The sequence below is a fragment of the Micromonospora sp. WMMD1076 genome (genome assembly GCF_029581475.1).
Taxonomy (GTDB): Bacteria; Actinomycetota; Actinomycetes; order Mycobacteriales; family Micromonosporaceae; genus Micromonospora; species Micromonospora aurantiaca.
Map to the genome: position 1 here is coordinate 1056064 of NZ_CP120862.1, position 19944 is coordinate 1076007.

The following is a 19944-nucleotide window of genomic DNA, read 5'->3' on the forward strand; positions in this document are numbered from 1 at the left end:
GGCACCCAACTGCGTACACAGTCAGGAGTGCCCAGTGCCTCGCGTCGTAGTCGACGTCATGCTCAAGCCCGAGATCCTCGATCCGCAGGGCCAGGCCGTCGCAAACGCGCTGCCCCGCCTCGGCGTCAGTGACGTCGCCTCGGTTCGGATCGGCAGGCGGATCGAGATCGAGTTCACCGGCGAACCGGACCTGGACCGGGCCCGGGAGATCGCCGACAAGCTGCTGGCCAACCCGGTCATCGAGGACTTCACCGTCCGCGTGGTCACCGCCGACGAGACCGCGGGCGCGCAGTCGTGACCGCCCGGGTCGGTGTGGTCACCTTCCCCGGCTCGCTCGACGACGGGGACGCGGCCCGGGCCGTACGGATCGCCGGCGCCGAGGCGGTCCGGCTCTGGCACGGCGACCCGGACCTGCACGGGGTGGACGCTGTCGTCCTGCCCGGTGGCTTCTCCTACGGCGACTACCTGCGCTGCGGCGCCATCGCCCGGTTCGCCCCGGTGATGGAGACGATCGTCCAGGCCGCGCGCGGTGGCCTGCCGGTGCTCGGCATCTGCAACGGCTTCCAGATCCTCTGCGAGGCCCATCTGTTGCCCGGGGCGCTCACCCGCAACCAGCACCTGCACTTCCGCAACCGGGACCAGGTCCTGCGGATCGAGAGCACCGGCACCGCCTGGACGAACGTGTTCCAGCCGGGCCAGGAAGTGCTCATCCCGGTCAAGAACGGCGAGGGCTGCTACGTCGCCGACCCCGCGACGCTCGATCGGCTGGAGGGCGAGGGCCGCGTCGTCGCCCGCTACGTCGGCGGCAACCCCAACGGATCGCAGCGCGACATCGCCGCGATCACCAACGAGGCCGGCAACGTCGTCGGCATCATGCCGCACCCCGAGCACGCGGTGGAGGCGCTCACCGGCCCCTCCCTGGACGGCCTCGGCTTCTTCACCTCGGTGCTCAAGCATCTGGTGGGAGCGCCGGCGTGATGGTGGCCGGGAACATCGGTCGGCCCACCCGCCGCACCGGCGGCGAGCGCAGCAAGGAGACGTCATGACCACCCATCCGGACCCGGCCCTGCGTGAGCCGCGGGGCGTGGTGCCGCAGGCCGGCCCGACCGACGACTGGGCGCCGGGCGTGGACACCGTTCCCCGGGCCGCCGACTCGCCGGAGGAGCTTCAGCCGTACGCCGAGCTGGGCCTCCGCGACGACGAGTACGACCGGATCCGGCACATCCTCGGCCGCCGGCCCACCCAGGCCGAGCTGGCCATGTACTCGATCATGTGGAGCGAGCACTGCTCCTACAAGTCGAGCAAGGTGCACCTGCGCCAGTTCGGCGAGAAGGCGCCGCCGAGTGACCGGCTGCTCGCCGGCATCGGGGAGAACGCCGGCGTGGTCCGGGTCTCCGACGAGCTGGCGGTGACCTTCAAGGTCGAGTCGCACAACCACCCGAGCTTCGTCGAGCCGTACCAGGGCGCGGCGACCGGTGTCGGCGGCATCGTCCGCGACATCCTCGCCATGGGCGCCCGCCCGGTCGCGGTGATGGACCCGCTGCGCTTCGGCGCGGCCGACCACCCGGACACCGCCCGGGTGCTGCCCGGCGTGGTCGCCGGCGTCGGCGGCTACGGCAACTGCCTGGGCCTGCCCAACATCGGCGGCGAGGTCGTCTTCGACCCCTGCTACCAGGGCAATCCGCTGGTCAACGCGCTCTGCCTGGGCGTGCTACCTGTCGACCGGCTCCAGAAGAAGGACGCCACCGGCCCCGGCAACATCGTGGTGCTGATGGGCGCCAAGACCGGCCGCGACGGCATCGGCGGCGTGTCCGTGCTGGCGAGCGCCACCTTCGACGAGGGCGGCGAGCAGCGCCGCCCGTCCGTGCAGGTGGGCGACCCGTTCATGGAGAAGCTGCTCATCGAGGCATGCCTGGAGCTGTACGACGCCGAACTGGTCGTCGGCATCCAGGACCTCGGCGGCGCCGGCCTGACCTGCGCCCTCACCGAGACCGCCGCCTCCGCCGGCACCGGCATGCGGGTCTGGCTGGAGCGCGTGCCGCTGCGCGAGCCGTCGATGGAGCCGCACGAGATCCTGGCCAGCGAGTCCCAGGAGCGGATGCTGCTCGTCGTCTCGCCGGACAAGCTCGACTCGGTGCTCAAGACCGCCGAGAAGTGGGGCGTCTGGGCCACCGCCATCGGCGAGGTCACCGCCCCGTCGGCGGACGGCCAGCCGGGCCGCCTGGTCGTCACCTGGCGCGACCAGCTCGTGGTGGACGTGCCGCCGGGCTCGCTCGTCGACGACGGCCCGGTGTACGCCCGGCCGATGCGCGAGCCGGCCGACCTGATCCTGCTCCAGGCCGACCGCGCCGAGACGCTGCCCCGGCCGAGCACCCCGGAGGCGCTCCGGGAGACCGTGCTGCGCATGATCGCGTCGCCGAACCTGGCCGACAAGACCTGGGTGACCGAGCAGTACGACAGGTATGTGCTCGGCAACACGGTGCTCGCCCAGCCGGAGGACTCCGGCGTTATCCGGATCGACGAGCGCAGCGGGCTGGGTGTCGCGCTCTCCGTCGACGGCAACGGCCGGTACGCCCGCCTCGACCCGTACCACGGGACGAAGCTGGCGCTGGCCGAGGCGTACCGGAACGTGGCGGTGACCGGCGCGAAGCCGATCGCGGTCACCAACTGCCTGAACTTCGGCTCGCCGGAGGACCCGGGCGTGATGTGGCAGTTCGCCGAGGCCGTGCGCGGCCTGGCGGACGGCTGCCTGGAGCTGGGCATCCCGGTGACCGGCGGCAACGTCAGCTTCTACAACCAGACCGGCGCCGCCGCCATCCACCCGACCCCGGTGGTCGGCGTGCTGGGCGTGCTCGACGACGTCGCCGACCGGGTGCCGATGGGCTTCGTGCCGCGCCCGGCCGGCGACCACGACCAGCTCTTCCTGCTGGGCGAGACGCACGTCGAGCTGTCCGGCTCGGAGTGGGCCTGGGTGACCCACGAGCACCTCGGCGGCATCCCGCCGCAGGTCGACCTGGCCCGCGAGCGGCAGCTCGCCGAGCTGCTGGCCGAGGCGGCCCGGGTCGGGCACCTCAGCTCCGCGCACGACCTGTCCGACGGCGGTCTGGCGCAGAGCCTCGTCGAGTCGGCCCTGCGCTATGGCGTGGGTGCCCGGGTGGTGGTGCCGGAGCACTTCGCCGGTGGCTCGATGCCGTTCGTGTTCCTGTTCAGCGAGTCCGCCGGCCGCGTGCTGGTGTCGGTGCCGCGCGGCCACGAGAAGGCGTTCACCGCCCTCTGCGCCGAGCGCGGCGTGCCGTGGGAGTTCATCGGCGTCACCGACCCGGCCTCCGGCGGGCTGGAGGTGCACGGCCAGTTCCGGATCGGCCTGGACGAGCTGCGCGAGGCGCACACCGGTACGCTCCCGCGCCTGTTCGGTGCCGCCGAGGCGGCCCGGGTGGAGGTGGAGGCGACCCGTACCGGGACGACCACCGTGCTTCCGGCCACCGCCGAGCAGCCGGTCGGCGTGGACCTGGCCGAGGTCGACGCCGAGCCGATCGCCAAGGCCGGCCGGGACACCCCGCCGGCCGACGCCGAGGCGTCCGCACCCGCCGCCGCGGCGGAGCCCGAGGCGTCCGCCGCGGCGTCCGACGAGGCAGCTCCGGCCGACGGTACGGCGACGCCGGCAGTCGACGGAACCCCGGCCCGGGACGAGTCGGCGCCCGCCGACGGGCCCGACGGTCCGGCTCCCGGTGAGCCGGCGCCAGGTCAGCGCTGAGAGGCGCTCGCCTTGGCCGTCTTCGCCCAACCCGGCTCCGGTGCCCGGTTCGACTGGGGACTGACCGGCGCGGCGGAACTCGGCCGGGTCTGTGCCGCCCTGGTGGTGGTGGACGTGCTGTCGTTCACCACCGCCGTGGAGGTGGCGGTGAGCCGTGGCATGCGGGTGCACCCGTTCCCGTGGGGCGAGCAGGCCGCCGACTACGCCCGCCGGGTGGGTGCCGTGGCCGCTGTGGGCCGCCGGAAGACGACGGCGGAGCACCAGTGGTCGCTGTCCCCGGCGGCGCTGCGGGCCGCGCCGGTCGTCGCCGACCTGGTGCTGCCGTCACCCAACGGTTCGGCGATCAGCGCCGCCGCCAGCGCCACCGGAGTGCCGGTGGTCGCGGCGTGCCTGCGTAACGCACCCGCCGTCGGGCGCTGGCTGCGCGCCGAGGGGTACGGCTCGAAGGACGCCCCGGTGGGCGTGGTGGCTGCAGGGGAGCGCTGGCCCGACGGGTCACTCCGGCCGTGCGTGGAGGACCAGCTCGGTGCGGCCTGCGTGCTCGACGCGCTCGCCGATGTGCCCGGCGGGCTCTCGGTGGAGGCCGCGATGGCGCTCGCCGCGCTGGCGAGCACGCCGGACGTGCCGGCAGCGGTCCGGGGGTGCGTCTCCGGGCGGGAACTCGCCGAGGGCGGCTTCGCCGCGGACGTCGCGGTCGCGACCGAGGTCGGCGTCTCCGACGTGGTGCCGGTGCTCCGCCAGGGCTGTTTCGCCCCCGCCTGAGCACCGCTTCCGCTGCCGTCCTTCGGGGTTCGCTGACGACTGTGGCCGCCCGCTGTTCGCGGGCGGCCACAGTTCTCACGTCCGGTGCCTGTCAGTCGTCCAGCCAGTCGAGGCGTCGTCCGCTCCGGTCCGCCTGCCCGTCCGGGCGAGCGTGACCTGTCTGCGCCGGGTCGTTGGGGTAGCCGTTCTCGTAGCCGCCCCCGCGCTGCTGCGGCGGCTCCTGGCCGTAGCCGCCCTGCTGGCCGTAACCACCCTGCGGGGCCTGACCGTAGCCGTCGCCGTACCCGCCGCCCTGCTGGCCGTAGCCGCCGGACTGGTGACCGCCGTCGTAACCGCCACCGGTGTTGCCGTAGCCGCCGGCCGGCGCGTCGCCGTATCCGCCCTGCTGACGGCCGTTGTCGTAGCCACCGGTCGTGCCGCTGTCGTAGCCACCGGTGCCCTTGTCGTAGCCGCCCTGGGACCGGCTGTCGTAGCCACCGGGGTTGTCGTAGCCGCCTGCGGGCGCGTCACCGTACCCGCCCTGCTGCCGGGTGCTGTCGTAGCCGCCGGCCGGGGCGTCGCCGTAGCCACCGGCGGGGGCGTTGTCGTACCCGCCGGTCGGCGCGTCGCCGTAGCCGCCGCCGGCCGCGCGACCGCCGCCGTAGGCCGGGGCGTCGCCGTACCCGCCGGTCGGGTTGTCGCCGTACCCGCCGCCCGCGGCGTTGCCGTAGGCACCGGTGGGCTCGCCGTACCCGCCCTGCTGACGGCCGCTGTCGTAGCCGCCGGTCGCGCCGTTGTCGTAACCGCCCGACGCGGCGCCGTAGCCACCGGCCGCGCCGTAACCGTCGCCCTGCTCCGGGCCACGGCCGTACGGGGCCGAGCCGGTCTGGTCGTAGCCGCGGTCCTGCTCCGGCTGGTAGGTGCTGGTCGGGTACGGGTCGGCCGCCGGCGCGTACTGGGTGCTGTCACCGGTGTAGCGGCCGGTGGGCTCGTCGAAGCGCTCGTTGCCGTAACCACCGCCCTGGGCGGCGTAGCCGGCCGCGCCCGCCGCGGCACCTGCGGCGTAGTCCGGGTTGCCGTAGCCGGCACCGGAGGAGGGGCCGTTGCCGTAGCCGCCGCCCGAGGAGGGCGCGTTGCCGTACCCGCCCGCGCCGCCGTAACCGCCCTGACCCGCTGCGTCGTCGCCGTAGCCGTAGCCGCCCTGGCCGCCGCCTGCGCCGTACGCCGGGCCGGGCGGCGCGCCGTACGGGTCCGGCGGGACGTCGTCCACGACCGGCCGCTGGAGCATCGTGGGGGCGTCGCTGATCGAGGGGCCGCCGACCGCCGTCGCGGCCGGGGCGCCCATGCCGTTCACCACCCGGGTCTGGTCGTCGGTGCCGTGGTACGCGCCCCGGGCCCCCGGGATCGCACCGGCCGCGCCGGGGCCTCCCGGACCGGTCGGTCCACCCGGACCGCCGCCGTCGCCGTCGTCGCCCTCGTTCTTGCGGCGCATGTAGAGCAGCACGATGGTGCCCACGCCGACGGCGACGAACAGGCCGCCGAGCAGGATGAGCAGCCAGGAGCCGAAACCGCCGGAGTCCTCGTTCGCGGCCGGCTGCTGCGCGGCGGGCGCCTCGGCCGACGGGGTGTCGGTCGCCTCCTCGTCGAGCGGCTCCTCGGACGGCGGGGCGGACTCACTCGCCGACGGGGTGGCGCTCGGACTCGCCGACGCCTTCACCTGGATGCTGAGCCGGACGCCGGTGACCGACTGGCCGGCGTTCGCGTTGATCGACCGGGCGACCGGCGAGGCTCCGTCGGTGGAGGCGCCGAGATCGATCCGGCCGGGCGCGATCGGGCTGGACTCGGAGCCGCTGAAGCTGAAGTTGCCGCTTCCACTGGTGTTGGTGCGGCGTTCCTTGCCCGCGCTGTCGCGGAGCATGACGAGGGCGCCCTCGATCGGATCGCCGTCGGCGTTCACCACCTTGCCGGACACCGTCTTGACAGTCTGCGGCTGCTGCGGCGTGGGCGGGGCAGCAGCGCGCACGGTGACCCGGAGTTGCCGAGGGGGTCCGCCGCTCACCGTGATTCTCGAGGACTGGTTATTGGCCGGCGCGTTGGCGGCTGCTGTCAGAGTCAGCGTGACCGTCTGATCCTGATCGCCGTTGAAATCGACCCGACCGCAGCCTCCGCAGTTGACGCCGTCGGGTAGGTCTTGCACGTCGACATCGGCGGATGTCTCGCCACCGGCCGGGCGGACCGTGACCGTAACCGTGCTGCTCTTGCCTGCCTCGACCGTCACGGAGTTGGTGGCGGTGACGATTTGTGCTGCGAAGGCGGGAGCTGCGGGGACGGTGAGCAGGGCGCCGAAGAGCAGCGCTACGACCACACCGGCCCGCTGCTTCCAGGCACGTCGGTGTGTTGACACGTCCACCGCCTTCCGGGTCTGATCTCCCCGCCGGCCGCTCGGCCGAGGTTGATCACTCACGGTACGAATAACGCCGTCGGCAACTATGCCTTGTCTGACCGGATCATCTCTACCCAGGGCCGCCGTCGGGCGGCCTTCTGCAGGGTCGTATCGTCCCGTCGTGTCCTCTCCGCACGCTTATTCCGAAGCGGTACGCGCCGCACTGGCGGCGCTGGACGAGGGGCGTACGCCCGAACGGCCGGTGCTCCGGGAGGCGGTCCGGACGCTCTTGGCTGCCCTCGCGGATCGCGCCCCCGGCCGATCGGTGGAGGTGCGCGTCCCACCCTACGGTGCGGTCCAGTGCGTGAGTGGTCCACGACACACCCGCGGTACGCCGCCGAACGTGGTGGAGATGGACCCGGCGACCTGGCTGGCGGTCGCCACCGGGCGCCAGGGATGGTCGGAGACGGTCACCGAGGGTCGCATCCGCGTATCCGGGAACCGGGCTGACCTCTCCCCGTACCTCCCGATCTAGATGTCGAGCAGCGCAAAGCCTGCTCACGTTGAGTAGGCACTCCGTGACTTTCGGTGTCGACTGCTGGTCGCGTACACTGAGAGCCGACGACGGTCCCGGCCCATTCGTGCGGAGCTGCCCCCCTGACTCCGCCAGGCCAGTCCAGACCCCACTGCGAGGGAGCGGCAGGTGCCCCGAGGCGATGGCCGGCTGAGCCACGACCTTGACCCCCAGCGACCCGGCCCGCAGGACGCGTGCGGCGTCTTCGGCGTCTGGGCGCCGGGTGAAGAGGTCGCCAACCTCACCTACTTCGGGCTCTACGCCCTCCAGCACCGCGGTCAGGAGGCCGCGGGCATCGCGGTGAGCGACGGCTCCGGTGTCGTGGTCTACAAGGATCTCGGCCTGGTCGCCCAGGTGTTCGACGAGCCGACGCTGGCGAGCCTGCGCGGGCACGTCGCGATCGGGCACGCGCGTTACTCCACCACCGGTGGCTCGACCTGGGAGAACGCCCAGCCGACCATCCGGGCCACGAGCGCCGGCACCACGATCGCGCTGGCGCACAACGGCAACCTGGTCAACACCGCCGAGTTGCAGCGCGAGGCGGCCGTGCGGGGGCTCGACTCCGACGGCTCGACGAACGACACCTCGCTGGTCACCATGCTGCTGGCCAGCCGGCCCGACCTGTCGGTCGAGGCGGCCGCGCTGGAGGTGCTGCCGCAGCTGCGGGGCGCGTTCAGCTTCGTCTTCATGGACGAGTCGACGCTCTACGCGGCGCGCGACGCGCACGGCGTACGGCCGCTGGTGCTCGGCCGGCTCGAACGCGGCTGGGTGGTGGCGAGCGAGACCGCCGCGCTGGACATCGTCGGCGCGAGCGTGGTGCGCGAGGTCGAGCCGGGCGAGCTGATCGCCATCGACGAGAACGGGCTGCGTTCCAGCCGGTTCGCCTCGCCCGAGCCCAAGGGCTGTCTCTTCGAGTACGTGTACATCGCCCGGCCGGACGCCACCATCGCCGGCCGCAACGTGCACGCCGCGCGGGTGCAGATCGGCCGCCAGCTCGCCAAGGAGCACCCGGTCGAGGCCGACCTGGTGATCCCGGTGCCGGAGTCCGGCACGCCGGCCGCGATCGGCTACGCCGAGGAATCAGGCATCACCTACGGCCAGGGCCTGATGAAGAACCCGTACGTCGGGCGCACGTTCATCCAGCCCTCGCAGACGCTGCGCGCGCTCGGCGTCCGGCTCAAGCTCAACCCGCTCCGGCAGAACGTGCGCGGCAAGCGCCTGGTGGTGGTGGACGACTCGATCGTGCGTGGCACCACCCAGCGGGCGATCGTCCGGCTGCTGCGCGAGGCGGGCGCGCTGGAGGTCCACGTCCGGATCTCCTCGCCGCCGGTGAGCTGGCCCTGTTTCTACGGCATCGACTTCGCCACCCGCGCCGAGCTGCTCGCGAACGGGCTCGACAACGACGGCATCCGGCGGTCCATCGGCGCCGACTCGCTCGGTTACGTATCGCTGCCCGGTCTCATCGCCGCGACCGAGCAGCCGAAGAGCCGGCTCTGCCGGGCGTGCTTCGATGGGGAGTACCCGATCGAACTGCCGGCCGGGAACCTGATCGGCAAGCACGTGCTCGAAGGAGTGGGACGCCGGGTCGCCGCCGAGGCGGCCGGGCCGACCGGTCCGCTCGTCGCCACACCGACCCATCACCCGTAGCACCACCGACGCGGGTCCGGCCGCTCCGGGCTCGCGGGAACCACAAAGGGGAGAACCGTGACGCACGTGTCCGAGCGCAGCGGCGCAGGATCCAGCCCGACGGGCGCCGGCGGCGACCGCCAGCCCTGGTCGGCGGGTTCCGGCCGGACGCAGCGCAAACGCTCGGTCTCGTACGCCGACGCCGGGGTGTCGATCGAGGCGGGCGACCGCGCTGTCGAGCTGCTCAAGTCGAAGGTCAAGGAGACCCGGCGCCCCGAGGTCATGGGTGACCTGGGCGGCTTCGCCGGCCTGTTCCGGCTGGACACGAAGAAGTACAAGAATCCGATCCTGGCCTCCTCGACCGACGGTGTGGGCACCAAGCTGGTGATCGCCCAGCAGCTCGACATCCACGACACGGTCGGCATCGACCTGGTCGCCATGGTCGTCGACGACCTGGTGGCCTGCGGGGCCGAGCCGCTGTTCCTGCTCGACTACATCGCCACCGGCGAGGTCGTGCCGGACAAGGTCGCCGAGATCGGCGCCGGCATCGCGGACGGCTGCCGGTACGCCGGCTGCGCGCTGCTGGGTGGCGAGACCGCCGAGCACCCGGGCGTGCTGCGCCCGGACGAGTACGACATCTCGGCCACCGGCGTCGGCGTGGTGGAGGAGAGCGAGATCCTCAGCCCGGAGCGGGTCGAGGTGGGCGACGTGGTGATCGCCATGCGCTCGTCCGGCCTGCACTCCAACGGCTACTCCCTGGTCCGGCACGTGCTGCTCGGCGCCGGCCGGATGCGGCTGGACGTGGTGATCGACGACTTCGGCCGTCAGCGGACGCTCGGCGAGGAGCTGCTCACCCCGACCAAGATCTACGCACAGGACTGCCTCAAACTGATCGCCGAGGCCGAGGTGCGGGCGCTGGCCCACGTCACCGGCGGCGGCATCCCCGGCAACCTGGTCCGGGTGCTGCCCGAGCACGTCGACGCCGTGGTGAACCGCTCCACCTGGAAGCCGCAGCCGATCTTCGACCTGATCCAGTCCAAGGGCCGGATCGAGGACCCGGAGATGGAGGCCACGTTCAACATGGGCGTCGGCATGTTCGCGATCGTCTCCGCCGAGGACGCCGACCGTGCGCTGGCCACCCTGACCGGCCGGGGCGTTGACGCCTGGCAGGCCGGCGAGATCATCGAGGGGTCCGGCAACGTGCAGATGGTCGGGCAGCACACCCGAGGCTGATCACCCTGCGCCGATCGGCCGGGCACGTGATCGGGGGTTCACCCGAGCGGTCGCCGCGGCCTAGCCTGGAGGTTCGGTTTTCAGGCAGGCGGGGGAGGTGCTGATGGCTGCGCGCACGCCCGGAGGGATGCGGGGCATCTCTGCCGTCCCGTCGTACGTGGTGATGCAGCCGACGACGCTGTGCAACCTCGACTGCGCCTACTGCTACCTCCCCTTCCGGGCGGTCGACAGGCGGATGCCGGTGGCCGTCGCCGAGGCGGTGGCGGCGTCGGTGAACCCGTGGGCGGCGGGTGGCCGCTTCTCCGTGGTCTGGCACGGCGGGGAGCCGCTCGCTGCGGGCCGGGAGCACCTGGCCGCGCTGCTGGCGCCGTTCGGGCCCGACGTCGAGCACCACGTGCAGACGAACGCCACACTGATCGACGACGCCTGGTGCGCGTTCTTCGCCGAGCACCGGGTTCGGGTCAGCGTCAGCGTGGACGGGCCGCGGGCGCGCAACGGTGAGCGCGTCACCCGGGGCGGGCGGCCCGCGTACGACCGGATCGTGGCCGGTGTGGCGGCGCTGCGCCGCCACGGCCTGCCGTTCTCGGCGCTCGCTGTGGTGTCGCGGCCGGAGCCGGGCCTGGCGACCGAGCTGTACGACTACTTCCTCGACCTGGGCTGCGACGTGCTCGGCGTCAACATCGAGGAGACCGAGGGCGTCAACACCCGGACGAACGCGCGCGACGAGGGCGCGGTCACCGGGTTCTGGGCCGAGCTGGTGGCGGCCTGGCGCCGGGATCCCCGGATCCACCTGCGTGAGGTGGAGTGGTCGCTGCGGTACGCGGGCGCGGTCCTGGCCGGCACCGCCGACGACCTGCTGCCCCGGAGCCTCGACCCGATCCCGACGGTCGGGCACGACGGCTCGGTGGTGGTGCTCTCGCCGGAGCTGGCCGGCTTCACCGACCCCCGGTACGGCGACTTCGCCAGCGGGAACGTGCTGACCACGCCGCTGGGCGACATCCTCGCGGGCGCGGCCGGTACGCCGTGGGTGGGCGAGTTCCTCACCGGCGTGGAGGCGTGCCGGGCGTCCTGCGCGTACTTCGGGTTCTGTGGCGGCGGGCACGCCGCCAACCGCTACTTCGAGCTGGGGCGTTTCGACGGTACGGAGACCGAGCACTGCCGTAACAGCAAGATCCGCCTACTGGAGGGAGTGTTGGAGCATGCCCGAGACCATCAGTGAGACCGACCGCGAGGCGGTCGCCGACCGGGTGCGGGACGCCGCCGCGGGGCTTACCGCTCTGCTTCAGGAGGCGGAGGCGGCGCGGCTGCTGCGGGCGGAGGTGTCGGGCGGCGACGGCGCCGACGCGGTGTGCGCGTGGAACCACTTCGAGAACATCCCGACGTTCTACAACTGGAACAACCGGCCACGCTGAGGGAACGGTTCCGCGATCAAGGACCTGCCGGCGCGTCGGAGCGGGCGCCCCGGAGCGCGGGCAGGTCCCTGATCGTCGGTCGTACGCCGGCTCAGCAGAGCACATGCGTGAGCACGCGGGGGTTACCGCGTGCTCAGATGTGACCGGAGGTCAGCGGGTCGGACGAGCCCAGGTGTCCGGGTCGTCGTCCGCGTGGTCCTCGTCATCGTCGTCGACATACTCTTTGTAGTCGTCGTCGAAGTTGTGCTCAGACTTTCCACTACCCGCCAGTTCGCGCTGCAAGGCGGTTAGGTCGGTGTTCGGGGAGTGGTACTTCAACTCCCGGGCCACCTTCGTCTGCTTGGCCTTAGCACGGCCGCGCCCCATGGCTCGACCCCCTCGCACAGAATGCGGGGCAGCCCGAAGGCGGGCCCCGATGACGTCAGGCATCTCTCGTGGCTCTTACGGTACATGGGGATGCCGTCGTTCGGCACCTCGGGTCACCGTCGACCGGACCTGCGCGTCGCAGTGGTCCAGCCGTCACAAAGTGTACCGGGTAAGGGGTGAGCCCCGGGACCGGCCGTGACACCGGACATACCGGTACCAACAAGCCCGAGAATCAGCTTAACGCGCACCGCCTCCGGGGGTGGAGCGCCGCCCCGCCCCCGGAGGTGAGCTTCACCGCAGATGGATCGTGCGCAGCCGGCCGACCTCGGCCATCCGCCGCTCGGCGAGCCGGTCCGCGGCGACCGCCGGCGGCACGCCCTCGTCGTCGGCGAGCTGGAGGATCTGCCTGGTGGTGTCGAAGATCCGGGTCGCGCGCAGCTTGGCCCTGTTGAAGTTGAAGCCCTCGATCTCGTCGGCCACCTGGATCACGCCACCGGCGTTCACCACGTAGTCCGGCGTGTAGAGGATGCCCCGGTCCGCGAGCACCTTCTCGATGCCCGGGTGGGCGAGCTGGTTGTTCGCCGCCCCGGTGACCACCTTCGCCCGCAGCACCGGCACGGTGTCGTCGTTCAGCGCGCCGCCGAGCGCACACGGGGCGTACACGTCGATGTCGGAGGTGACCAGCGCCTCGGTGTCGTCGACCAGGGTGACCTGCGGGTGGGTGGCGCGCGCCCACTCCCGGGCGCGCGGGTTGACGTCGGTCGCCACGACCTCGGCGCCGTCGTCGAGCAGGTGGGCGGTCAGGTACTTGCCGACCTTGCCCAGCCCGGCCACGCCGACCCGGCGGCCGGCCAGCGTCGGGCTGCCCCAGACGTGCTCGGCGGCGGCCCGCATGCCCTGGAAGACGCCCCAGGCGGTGAGGATCGAGGAGTCGCCCGCGCCGCCGTGCTCCACGCTGCGGCCGGTCACGTAGCGGGTCTCCCGGGCGATCACGTCCATGTCCGCCACGTAGGTGCCCACGTCGCAGGCGGTGTAGTAGCGGCCGTTCAGCGACTCGACGAAGCGGCCGTACGCGCGCAGCAGCGCCTCGCTCTTGATCTGCTCGGGGTCACCCCAGATGACCGCCTTGCCGCCACCGAGGTCGAGGTTCGCCAGGGCGTTCTTGTAGGCCATGCCGCGCGAGAGGTCGAGCACGTCGGCGAGGGCGTCGGCCTCGCTGGCGTACGGGTAGAACCGGGTGCCGCCGAGCGCGGGGCCCAGCGCGGTCGAGTAGATCCCGATGATCGCCTTCAGGCCGGACTGCTTGTCCTGGCAGAACACGACCTGCTCATGCCCCGTGGAGACGGGGTCGTCGGTACTGGCGAATACGCCCATGGCTGACTCCTGTGTCGGTGTGCGCCCTTGTGGGGCGCGGAACCCGGGTGGCACGCCGGCGGGATGCTGCCGGTGTCGTAGAGCCTAATATCGGCCCGAACCGTACTGTCGCGCATGTCACGCCACGGGCCCGAGGGCGGCGACGGGCGGTCCCGTCTCGTGGGAGGATCGCGCCGTGCCGTCGCTCTTCGCTTCATACCTGCGCGTGTACGAGCCGCTCACCGCCTTCGACCGGGACCGGCAGTCGTACTGGCGCCGGTACGTCAGCGAGGGCCGCGCGATCGCCCCGCTGGAGGGGCCGGTACGGCAGCGGACGGCGGTGATCGAGGCGCTCGGCGCCGGCTGGACCCGGCTGCCCGACCTGCCCGACGAGGCGTACGTCCTGGAGGCCGACGACGCACTGCTGGTCTGCCCCTGGAACCTGCGTATCCGGGTCGCCGAGGCGGCGCTGAGCGCCCGCGACGGCGTGCCCTCGGTGCTGGCCGACGCGTTCGTGCCGCCGGTGCTCGCCGGGCAGGCCAAGGCCGTGGTGGAGGACTGGCGCAGCGGCGCCCGGGTGCTGGAGCACGGGGTGCCCCGGGTGCACGAGCAGATCGCCACGTGGGGTGTGCCGCTGCGCTGGTTCGTGCTGTTCGAGGCCGGTGAGCGGCACCTGGTCACCGACCCGGAGCGGCGGGCGCTGCGCTACCGCACCGAGATCTCCAAGGCGCGCCGCCGGGCGTCCCGGGCGCTGTCGGTGCTGCGCAAGTCGATCGGCGAGGCGCCGATCACCGAGGCGGTCGAGGAGGCGGCCCGGTGGCTGGAGGAGTTCCACCCGCGCTCGGTGGTCGAGCTGGACTACGGCGGCCTGGTGCAACTGCTGCCGGACGAGACGCTCGAAGCCGACGACTCGACCGAGCTGGTGGCCACCGGACTGTCCGGACTGGGCCGGGGCGAGGCCGAGGAGGCGTCCGTCGCGTACGACAAGCTGGTCGCCCGCTGGCGCGCGGTGCAGCTGCTGGAGCGCTGCAACTGACGCCCGGTTTGCCCTGCTAAGTGGCCTTGGACACGAGAGTGTCTCGTAGCTGATGCATCACGAACCGTGATCATGAGTCCGAATAAGGTACTTTCTGTGGCATAAAAGTCGTAAAAATCGGGCATGGTTCATCCGTCCGTCTAGGGACCTTCAGCCGTTCGGCCCATGTCGGACATCGGGGACTAGCCGGACCATGGGAGACGCGTCGGCCGGCGGGACCCCGGCCGATGTCTATACATGTGGAGGAGTGACCCCGATGGCATCGCGAACGCACGAACCTGAGCCGCTACTCACACCGGCCGAGGTGGCGTCGATGTTCCGTGTCGACCCGAAGACGGTGACCCGGTGGGCCAAGGCTGGCAAGCTCAGTGCCATCCGGACCCTGGGCGGCCATCGCCGCTACCGCGAGTCGGAGGTTCGGGCCCTGCTGCAGGGGCAGATCCCCCAGCAGCGCCAGGGAGACTGACGAACCGGCGTTCTCCGGCGTTCCGATCAAGGGCGGTGCCGTCGCGGCAGCGACGATCCACCGCCCTTAATCGTGTCCGGGTTCAGTCGTGTCCGGGCTCAGTCGTGTCCAGGGGGCGGTCCGTCCAGCACGATCCGCAGCCCCACGGTGCCGCGCTCACCCCGGCGCAGCCGGCTACCCAGCAGGCTCAGCCGCCCGATCAGCCGGTACTTCTGCTTGAGCAGCCCCCGGACCCGGTTCGTGCTCTCCGGGTCGGCGATCGTCGCGTGACCCGGCACCGCCTCGCCGTGCGGCCGGCCGCGCACGTCGCACGGGGCCACCGTCACCCGGCCGTCGCGCCGGATGCGCTTCACCTTGCCGGAGTCGGCCACCGTCCACACCGCCAGCCCGTCGCCGTCGCGTACCGCCCACACCGGAGTCGGCACCGCCCGACCGTCCTTGCGGAACGTGGTGAGCAGGACGTACTTCTCCGCCGCCAGGCGGTCCAGGTCGGTCACGCCGCCAAGGATACGGCGGCGACGGAGCCGCCGACCCCCGGATAGCGTTGCGGGCATGACCGGGGAACCCGAGATCGGCGACGTGTTCGGCGAGATGATCCGCGACGCGTACGCGGTCGCCACCGGGATCGGACCGCGCCCGATGGCCGGCGGTCGCCTGCCCCGCCCGGTCATCGAGATCATCGAGCGCGACGACGGGCTGGTCAACGGCGCGCCCGCCGGGCACTACCTCGACCCGCCGCAGCGGTGGCAGCCGCACGACCACCGGGCCGTGGACCGGGTACGCGGGGACGTGCTCGACGTCGGCGTCGGCGCCGGCCGGATCGCGCTGCACCTCCAGGAGCGCGGCGTACCGGTCACCGGGCTGGACACCTCGCTCGGGGCGCTGCGGGTCAGCCGCCACCGGGGCGTACGCGACCTGGTGCACGGCACCGTCGACGAGCACGCCGCCGACGGCCGCCGATACGACACGTTCCTGCTGCTCGGCAACAACCTGGGACTGTTCGAGGGGCGGGAACGTGCCCCGGCGATGCTGGCGGCGCTCGCCGCGCTGGCCTGTCCCGGTGCCCGGGTGATCGCCCACGGCACCGACCCGTACGGCACCACCGACCCGGTGCACACCGCCTACCACGAGCGCAACCGGCAGCGGGGCCGGATCGGCGGGCAACTGCGGCTGCGGCTGCGCTACCGGCTGCTCGGCACCGACTGGTTCGACTACCTGGTCTGCTCGCCGGAGGAGTTCGCCGAGCTGGCCCACGGTTCACCGTGGCGACTGGCCGACGTGGACGACACCGACCACCCCTACTACCTCGCCACGCTGGAGCTGCGGCGTTAGGAAGGGCCCCTTTCAAGCGCCTAGGCGTTAAGAAGGGGCCCTTCCTTACATGCTCAGACCTGGACGGTGGGGGTGGTCTGCTCCGGGGGCAGCCCGCCGTCGCCGTCGACCACCTCGTCCGGCGTGCCGTCCTCGTCGATGTCCACCATGGTGATGTCCACCTTGCCGTCACCGTCGGTGTCGAACTGGAACAGGTCGGCCTTGCCGTCGCCGTCGGTGTCCACCACCCAGACGTCGGTCTTGCCGTCGTTGTTGGTGTCCGCACGGAGCAGGTCCACCCGCTCGTCGCCGCGGGTCTCGACCGTCTCGGTGCTCTCCGCGCTCTCCGGTGCCTGGCTCATCTCGTTCCTTCCTTCGGCGTTGAGGGCCGTCCTTACCCCGTCCGCTCCGCCCCCACGCATCCTCGGCGGCCCGGCCATGCATAGGGTCGCATGCGGGAACGAGCGAGCGGACGGGCCCGGCGGCGGAGACCCCGCGCGCGCCCGCCGCGGCGAGGGGACGTCGATGAGTGGTCGTTTTGTGGTCGTCGGGGCCGGCACCATGGGCCTCGGCATCGCGTACGTGGCGGCCAGCGCCGGGTACGCGGTCGAACTGGTCGAGGTCGACCCCGCCCGGGGCGCCGAGGCCGTGCGCCGGCTCGGCGAACTGTGGGACCGGGGCGTGCAGCGCGGCAAACTGACCGAGGAGGCCGCCACCGCCAACCGTGAGCGCGTCACGCTCCGGGCCGGGCTCGCCGAGGTGACCGAGGGCGCCGACGTGATCGTGGAGGCGGTGCCCGAGCGGCTCGACCTCAAGCGCGCCGTACTGCGCGAGGCGGAGAGCCGCCGGCCGGTACTGCTGGGCAGCAACACATCCAGCATCCCGATCGCCGAGCTGGCCGCCGGGCTGGACCGCCCCGCCGGCTTCGTCGGGTTGCACTTCTTCAACCCCGTGTGGGCGATGGCGCTGCTCGAGGTCGTGGTCGGCCCGGCCACCGCGCCGCCTACGACCGAAGCGGCCGTCGCGCTCGCCGCCCGGCTGGGCAAGGACCCCGTCGTCGTACGCGACATGCCCGGCTTCGCCACGTCCCGGCTCGGCGTCACGCTCGGCCTGGAGGCGATCCGGATGGTGGCCGACGAGGTGGCGAGCCCGGCCGACATCGACAAGGCGATGGTGCTCGGCTACCGGCACCCGATCGGCCCGCTGGAGCTGACCGACCTGGTCGGCCTGGACGTGCGGCTCGACATCGCGCGCACGCTCCAGGCCGCGTACGGGGACCGCTTCGCGCCGCCGCCGCTGCTGGTGGAGATGGTGGCCGCCGGGAGGCTGGGCAAGAAGTCGGGGCAGGGTTTCTACACCTGGAAGGACGGCGTGAAGCAATGACCGGGCTGCGGATCGAGGAGCTGCCGGACCGGCTCGTGGTCACGCTGGACCGGCCCGAGAAGCGCAACGCCATCGACGCCGACCTGGTGGGTGAGCTGCACGCGGTCTGCGCCGACCTGGAGGCGCGTCCCCGGCTGCTGCTGCTCACCGGCGGGACGGCGGGCATCTTCGCCGGGGGCGCCGACATCGCCCAGCTCCGGGAGCGTGGCCGGCTGGACGCGCTGGCCGCCATCAACCAGGGCGTCTTCGCCCGCATCCGGGCGCTGCCGATGCCCACTGTGGCCGCCGTCGACGGGCCGGCGCTGGGCGGCGGCGCCGAGCTGGCGTACGCCTGCGATCTCCGGGTGTGCACGGACCGCGCGGTGTTCGGCCAGCCCGAGGTGCGGCTGGGCATCCTGGCCGGCGCGGGCGCGACCTACCGGCTCCCGGCGCTGATCGGCGAGGCCCGGGCCAAGGAGCTGCTGTTCACCGGCCGGCGGGTGGACGCCGGGGAGGCGCTGCGGATCGGGCTGGTGAACCGGGTGGTGGCCGACCCGGCGGAGCTGCTGCCCACCGCGCACGGCCTGCTCGACGAGATGGCGAAGGGTTCCGCGCTGGCGCTGCGGCTGACCAAGATGGCGGTGGACGCCCCGGCGGCCGCGCACCCGCAGCTCGACCTGCTGAGCCAGGCGGTGCTCTTCGAGGACGAGGAGAAGCACCGGCGGATGACCGAGTTCCTGGACCGGCGCCGGGCCCGCTGAGCCCGGGAGAGACGACGAGGGCCGCACCGGTGTCCCGGTGCGGCCCTTCGCGTCGGTACGCGTCAGTGCTTGATGTCGACTCCCGCATCGTCCAGCGCGGTGATCGCCGGCGCGGACTCGGCGAAGCCGATGAGCAGCAGCGCCTCCGGGCCGAACGCCTTGATCTCCTTGGCGGGGCCGCTGAAGTCGACAGGCGTCTTCGGGTCGGCCGGCGGCTCGTAGGTCAGCAGCTTGATCCGGTCCGCGCCGATCCCGGCCTTCTCCAGCTCCGAGCGGACGTTCTCCTGGAGGCCCTCGCCGTACGAGTCCTTACGGGCCAGGATCGCGATCTTGCGCGGCCCGTCCCGGAGCATCACGTCGGCCAGCGCGCGACCCTGGAGGCTGTCCGGCGGGGCGGTACGGAAGTAGAGGCCCTTGTCGTCCACAGCGCTCAGCCCTGCGTCGGTGTTCGACGGGGAGAACAGGATCCGGCCGGCGGCCACCACGTCCGGCAGCACGGCCCGCGAGACGCCGGAGGCGCCCGCGCCGATGAAGACCTGGACGCTCTTGGTGACGTGCGAGGCGACTGTGGCCTTGGCGACCTCCGGGTTGGTGCCGTCGTCGCCCTCGATCCACCTTACCGGCTCACCGAGCACCCCACCGGCGGCGTTGACCTCGCGGAGCGCCAGCGCGGCACCGGCGGCCATGGGCGGGTACGCCAGCGCCAGGTCACCGGTCTTCGGCAGCAGACCGCCGAGGACCAGCGGGGCGTCCTTCGCCTTCCCGTCGCGCAGCTTGCGCCCACGCGGCGGGGCCTTCGTGCTCGCCCCCGACTCCTCACCGGCACCGACGAACTCGGTCTTGCTGTCGTCGATCTTCTGGTTGTCGAAGTGCATGGTGCCGTAGCTGGCGGTGGCCGGCTCGCCGGTGTCGGTGAACCCGGCGCGGGTCAGCGACACGCCCCGGTACTCGATGTCCCGGCCCGCGCGGGCGAGTTCCAGGCAGGCCGCCACGTCGTCGCAGCGTTCACCGCCCGTGGTCACCCCGACGATCTGCTTGGCGATCTCGGCCGGAGCAGTGGTGCCGGCGAGCTGGGCGGCCAGCGCGCTGATCACGACCGCGTCGTACGACTCGGCGGAGTAGAGGAAGTCACCCAGCTTCGGATCTACGGCGAGTAGTCGCTCCTTGAAGCTCTCGGCCAGCGGAGTGAGGGGCGTGGTGCCCTTCATCCCGTTCACCAGGTCCGCCCGGTCCTTGAGTTCCGTGGCGTACGAGTTGAGCATGTTGCCGTCGGTGCCGTAGAGGCGTACCTGGGTGGCAGGCGTTTCCTCCGGCTCGTCGCTCCCGCAGGCGCTCGTGGCGAGCAGGAGCGCCGCGCAGGCCATGGACAGGGCCGCGCGCGACGTGCGTGTTCTCAGCATGGTCGTCCTTCCTCCGGCGAAGGTCCGCTGCGCACCTTAGCGTGCTCGCGCAGCATGCGGGACTGTGGAGTCGGCTCCGTCGGCACCCCGACTGCGGGTATCACTCTGCGTGGTCGATGGGCCGTTTCCGGGTCACGGCTTGACCCCCGGCGATACTGTTCCGCAG

General features: G+C 72.5%; 20 protein-coding genes. 14 read left to right on the top strand and 6 right to left on the bottom strand.

Annotated elements, in window-relative coordinates:
- Positions 1–34: 34 nt before the first annotated feature.
- From purS to O7622_RS05215, 4 genes are all read left to right on the top strand, one after another.
- The gene (gene purS / locus O7622_RS05200) at positions 35–298 is read left to right on the top strand and encodes a phosphoribosylformylglycinamidine synthase subunit PurS (RefSeq protein ID WP_013473439.1); all 264 of its coding nucleotides are present in this window, start codon (positions 35–37) and stop codon (positions 296–298) included.
- A complete protein-coding gene (purQ, locus tag O7622_RS05205; protein ID WP_282312102.1) occupies positions 295–978 on the top strand; it encodes a phosphoribosylformylglycinamidine synthase subunit PurQ in 684 nt (227 codons plus the stop codon). Before purS ends, purQ begins: the two co-directional genes overlap by 4 nt.
- A gap of 64 nt (positions 979–1042) precedes the next feature.
- Positions 1043–3754, top strand: a complete 2712-nt coding sequence (purL, locus tag O7622_RS05210; RefSeq protein WP_282312103.1) for a phosphoribosylformylglycinamidine synthase subunit PurL — start codon at positions 1043–1045, stop codon at positions 3752–3754.
- A 12-nt stretch (positions 3755–3766) separates the two neighbouring features.
- Entirely contained in the window at positions 3767–4516 is a 750-nt protein-coding gene (locus O7622_RS05215) for a 2-phosphosulfolactate phosphatase (RefSeq protein ID WP_282312104.1), read from the top strand.
- Positions 4517–4607: 91 nt separating this feature from the next.
- Here O7622_RS05215 and O7622_RS05220 read toward each other — a convergent pair whose 3' ends face one another.
- Positions 4608–6518 (bottom strand): carboxypeptidase-like regulatory domain-containing protein, encoded by a 1911-nt coding sequence (locus tag O7622_RS05220; RefSeq protein WP_282312105.1) that lies wholly within the window; start codon positions 6516–6518, stop codon positions 4608–4610.
- 541 nt (positions 6519–7059) lie between these two features.
- Between O7622_RS05220 and O7622_RS05225 the strand changes: the two genes are divergently transcribed.
- The 5 genes from O7622_RS05225 to amcA all read left to right on the top strand — a co-directional run bounded on the left by O7622_RS05225 (position 7060) and on the right by amcA (position 11723).
- Entirely contained in the window at positions 7060–7413 is a 354-nt protein-coding gene (locus O7622_RS05225; protein WP_282312106.1) for a sterol carrier family protein, read from the top strand.
- Positions 7414–7581: 168 nt separating this feature from the next.
- Positions 7582–9099, top strand: coding sequence for an amidophosphoribosyltransferase (gene purF / locus O7622_RS05230; RefSeq protein ID WP_216931519.1), 1518 nt, complete (start codon positions 7582–7584; stop codon positions 9097–9099).
- 57 nt (positions 9100–9156) lie between these two features.
- Entirely contained in the window at positions 9157–10311 is a 1155-nt protein-coding gene (gene purM, locus O7622_RS05235) for a phosphoribosylformylglycinamidine cyclo-ligase (protein ID WP_013283426.1), read from the top strand.
- A gap of 127 nt (positions 10312–10438) precedes the next feature.
- Positions 10439–11530 (top strand): cyclophane-forming radical SAM peptide maturase AmcB, encoded by a 1092-nt coding sequence (gene amcB, locus O7622_RS05240; protein WP_282314046.1) that lies wholly within the window; start codon positions 10439–10441, stop codon positions 11528–11530.
- On the top strand, positions 11511–11723 hold the full coding sequence (gene amcA, locus O7622_RS05245; protein WP_282312107.1) for a multiple cyclophane-containing RiPP AmcA: 213 nt from the start codon (positions 11511–11513) through the stop codon (positions 11721–11723). Before amcB ends, amcA begins: the two co-directional genes overlap by 20 nt.
- A gap of 150 nt (positions 11724–11873) precedes the next feature.
- Here amcA and O7622_RS05250 read toward each other — a convergent pair whose 3' ends face one another.
- Complete coding sequence (locus O7622_RS05250; RefSeq protein WP_013283429.1) at positions 11874–12089, bottom strand: DUF3073 domain-containing protein; 216 nt, start codon at positions 12087–12089, stop codon at positions 11874–11876.
- 291 nt (positions 12090–12380) lie between these two features.
- On the bottom strand, positions 12381–13463 hold the full coding sequence (locus tag O7622_RS05255) for a Glu/Leu/Phe/Val dehydrogenase (protein WP_282312108.1): 1083 nt from the start codon (positions 13461–13463) through the stop codon (positions 12381–12383).
- A gap of 175 nt (positions 13464–13638) precedes the next feature.
- On the opposite strand from O7622_RS05255, the gene O7622_RS05260 reads away from it, so the two are divergent.
- Both O7622_RS05260 and O7622_RS05265 read left to right on the top strand, forming a co-directional pair.
- Complete coding sequence (locus O7622_RS05260) at positions 13639–14478, top strand: hypothetical protein (protein ID WP_282312109.1); 840 nt, start codon at positions 13639–13641, stop codon at positions 14476–14478.
- 256 nt (positions 14479–14734) lie between these two features.
- The gene (locus tag O7622_RS05265; RefSeq protein ID WP_007073996.1) at positions 14735–14944 is read left to right on the top strand and encodes a BldC family transcriptional regulator; all 210 of its coding nucleotides are present in this window, start codon (positions 14735–14737) and stop codon (positions 14942–14944) included.
- Between the two features lie 98 nt (positions 14945–15042).
- Here O7622_RS05265 and O7622_RS05270 read toward each other — a convergent pair whose 3' ends face one another.
- Complete coding sequence (locus O7622_RS05270) at positions 15043–15441, bottom strand: PPOX class F420-dependent oxidoreductase (RefSeq protein ID WP_282312110.1); 399 nt, start codon at positions 15439–15441, stop codon at positions 15043–15045.
- Positions 15442–15496: 55 nt separating this feature from the next.
- On the opposite strand from O7622_RS05270, the gene O7622_RS05275 reads away from it, so the two are divergent.
- Positions 15497–16276, top strand: a complete 780-nt coding sequence (locus O7622_RS05275; protein WP_282312111.1) for a class I SAM-dependent methyltransferase — start codon at positions 15497–15499, stop codon at positions 16274–16276.
- A 53-nt stretch (positions 16277–16329) separates the two neighbouring features.
- Here the strand turns inward: O7622_RS05275 and O7622_RS05280 are convergent, their stop codons facing one another.
- Complete coding sequence (locus O7622_RS05280) at positions 16330–16617, bottom strand: hypothetical protein (RefSeq protein ID WP_013283434.1); 288 nt, start codon at positions 16615–16617, stop codon at positions 16330–16332.
- Between the two features lie 163 nt (positions 16618–16780).
- Here O7622_RS05280 and O7622_RS05285 point away from each other — a divergent pair, with 163 nt between their 5' ends.
- Together O7622_RS05285 and O7622_RS05290 are read left to right on the top strand one after the other, a co-directional pair.
- Complete coding sequence (locus O7622_RS05285) at positions 16781–17638, top strand: 3-hydroxyacyl-CoA dehydrogenase family protein (protein ID WP_282312112.1); 858 nt, start codon at positions 16781–16783, stop codon at positions 17636–17638.
- Positions 17635–18378: an enoyl-CoA hydratase/isomerase family protein gene (locus O7622_RS05290; protein ID WP_282312113.1), complete on the top strand. Its 744-nt coding sequence runs from the start codon at positions 17635–17637 to the stop codon at positions 18376–18378. The genes O7622_RS05285 and O7622_RS05290 overlap by 4 nt, the downstream gene beginning before the upstream one ends.
- A 62-nt stretch (positions 18379–18440) precedes the next feature.
- Here the strand turns inward: O7622_RS05290 and O7622_RS05295 are convergent, their stop codons facing one another.
- Positions 18441–19778, bottom strand: coding sequence for an ABC transporter substrate-binding protein (locus tag O7622_RS05295; protein WP_282312114.1), 1338 nt, complete (start codon positions 19776–19778; stop codon positions 18441–18443).
- Between the last annotated feature and the right edge of the window lie 166 nt (positions 19779–19944).

Coding starts and splice junctions, on each gene's coding strand:
- O7622_RS05285 (WP_282312112.1), top strand. CDS start 16,781: ATGAGTGGTCGTTTTGTGGTCGTCGGGGCCGGCACCATGGGCCTCGGC.
- O7622_RS05255 (WP_282312108.1), bottom strand. CDS start 13,463: ATGGGCGTATTCGCCAGTACCGACGACCCCGTCTCCACGGGGCATGAG.
- O7622_RS05275 (WP_282312111.1), top strand. CDS start 15,497: ATGACCGGGGAACCCGAGATCGGCGACGTGTTCGGCGAGATGATCCGC.
- O7622_RS05265 (WP_007073996.1), top strand. CDS start 14,735: ATGGCATCGCGAACGCACGAACCTGAGCCGCTACTCACACCGGCCGAG.
- amcB (WP_282314046.1), top strand. CDS start 10,439: ATGCGGGGCATCTCTGCCGTCCCGTCGTACGTGGTGATGCAGCCGACG.
- amcA (WP_282312107.1), top strand. CDS start 11,511: ATGCCCGAGACCATCAGTGAGACCGACCGCGAGGCGGTCGCCGACCGG.
- O7622_RS05280 (WP_013283434.1), bottom strand. CDS start 16,617: ATGAGCCAGGCACCGGAGAGCGCGGAGAGCACCGAGACGGTCGAGACC.
- purL (WP_282312103.1), top strand. CDS start 1,043: ATGACCACCCATCCGGACCCGGCCCTGCGTGAGCCGCGGGGCGTGGTG.
- O7622_RS05290 (WP_282312113.1), top strand. CDS start 17,635: ATGACCGGGCTGCGGATCGAGGAGCTGCCGGACCGGCTCGTGGTCACG.
- O7622_RS05295 (WP_282312114.1), bottom strand. CDS start 19,778: ATGCTGAGAACACGCACGTCGCGCGCGGCCCTGTCCATGGCCTGCGCG.
- O7622_RS05250 (WP_013283429.1), bottom strand. CDS start 12,089: ATGGGGCGCGGCCGTGCTAAGGCCAAGCAGACGAAGGTGGCCCGGGAG.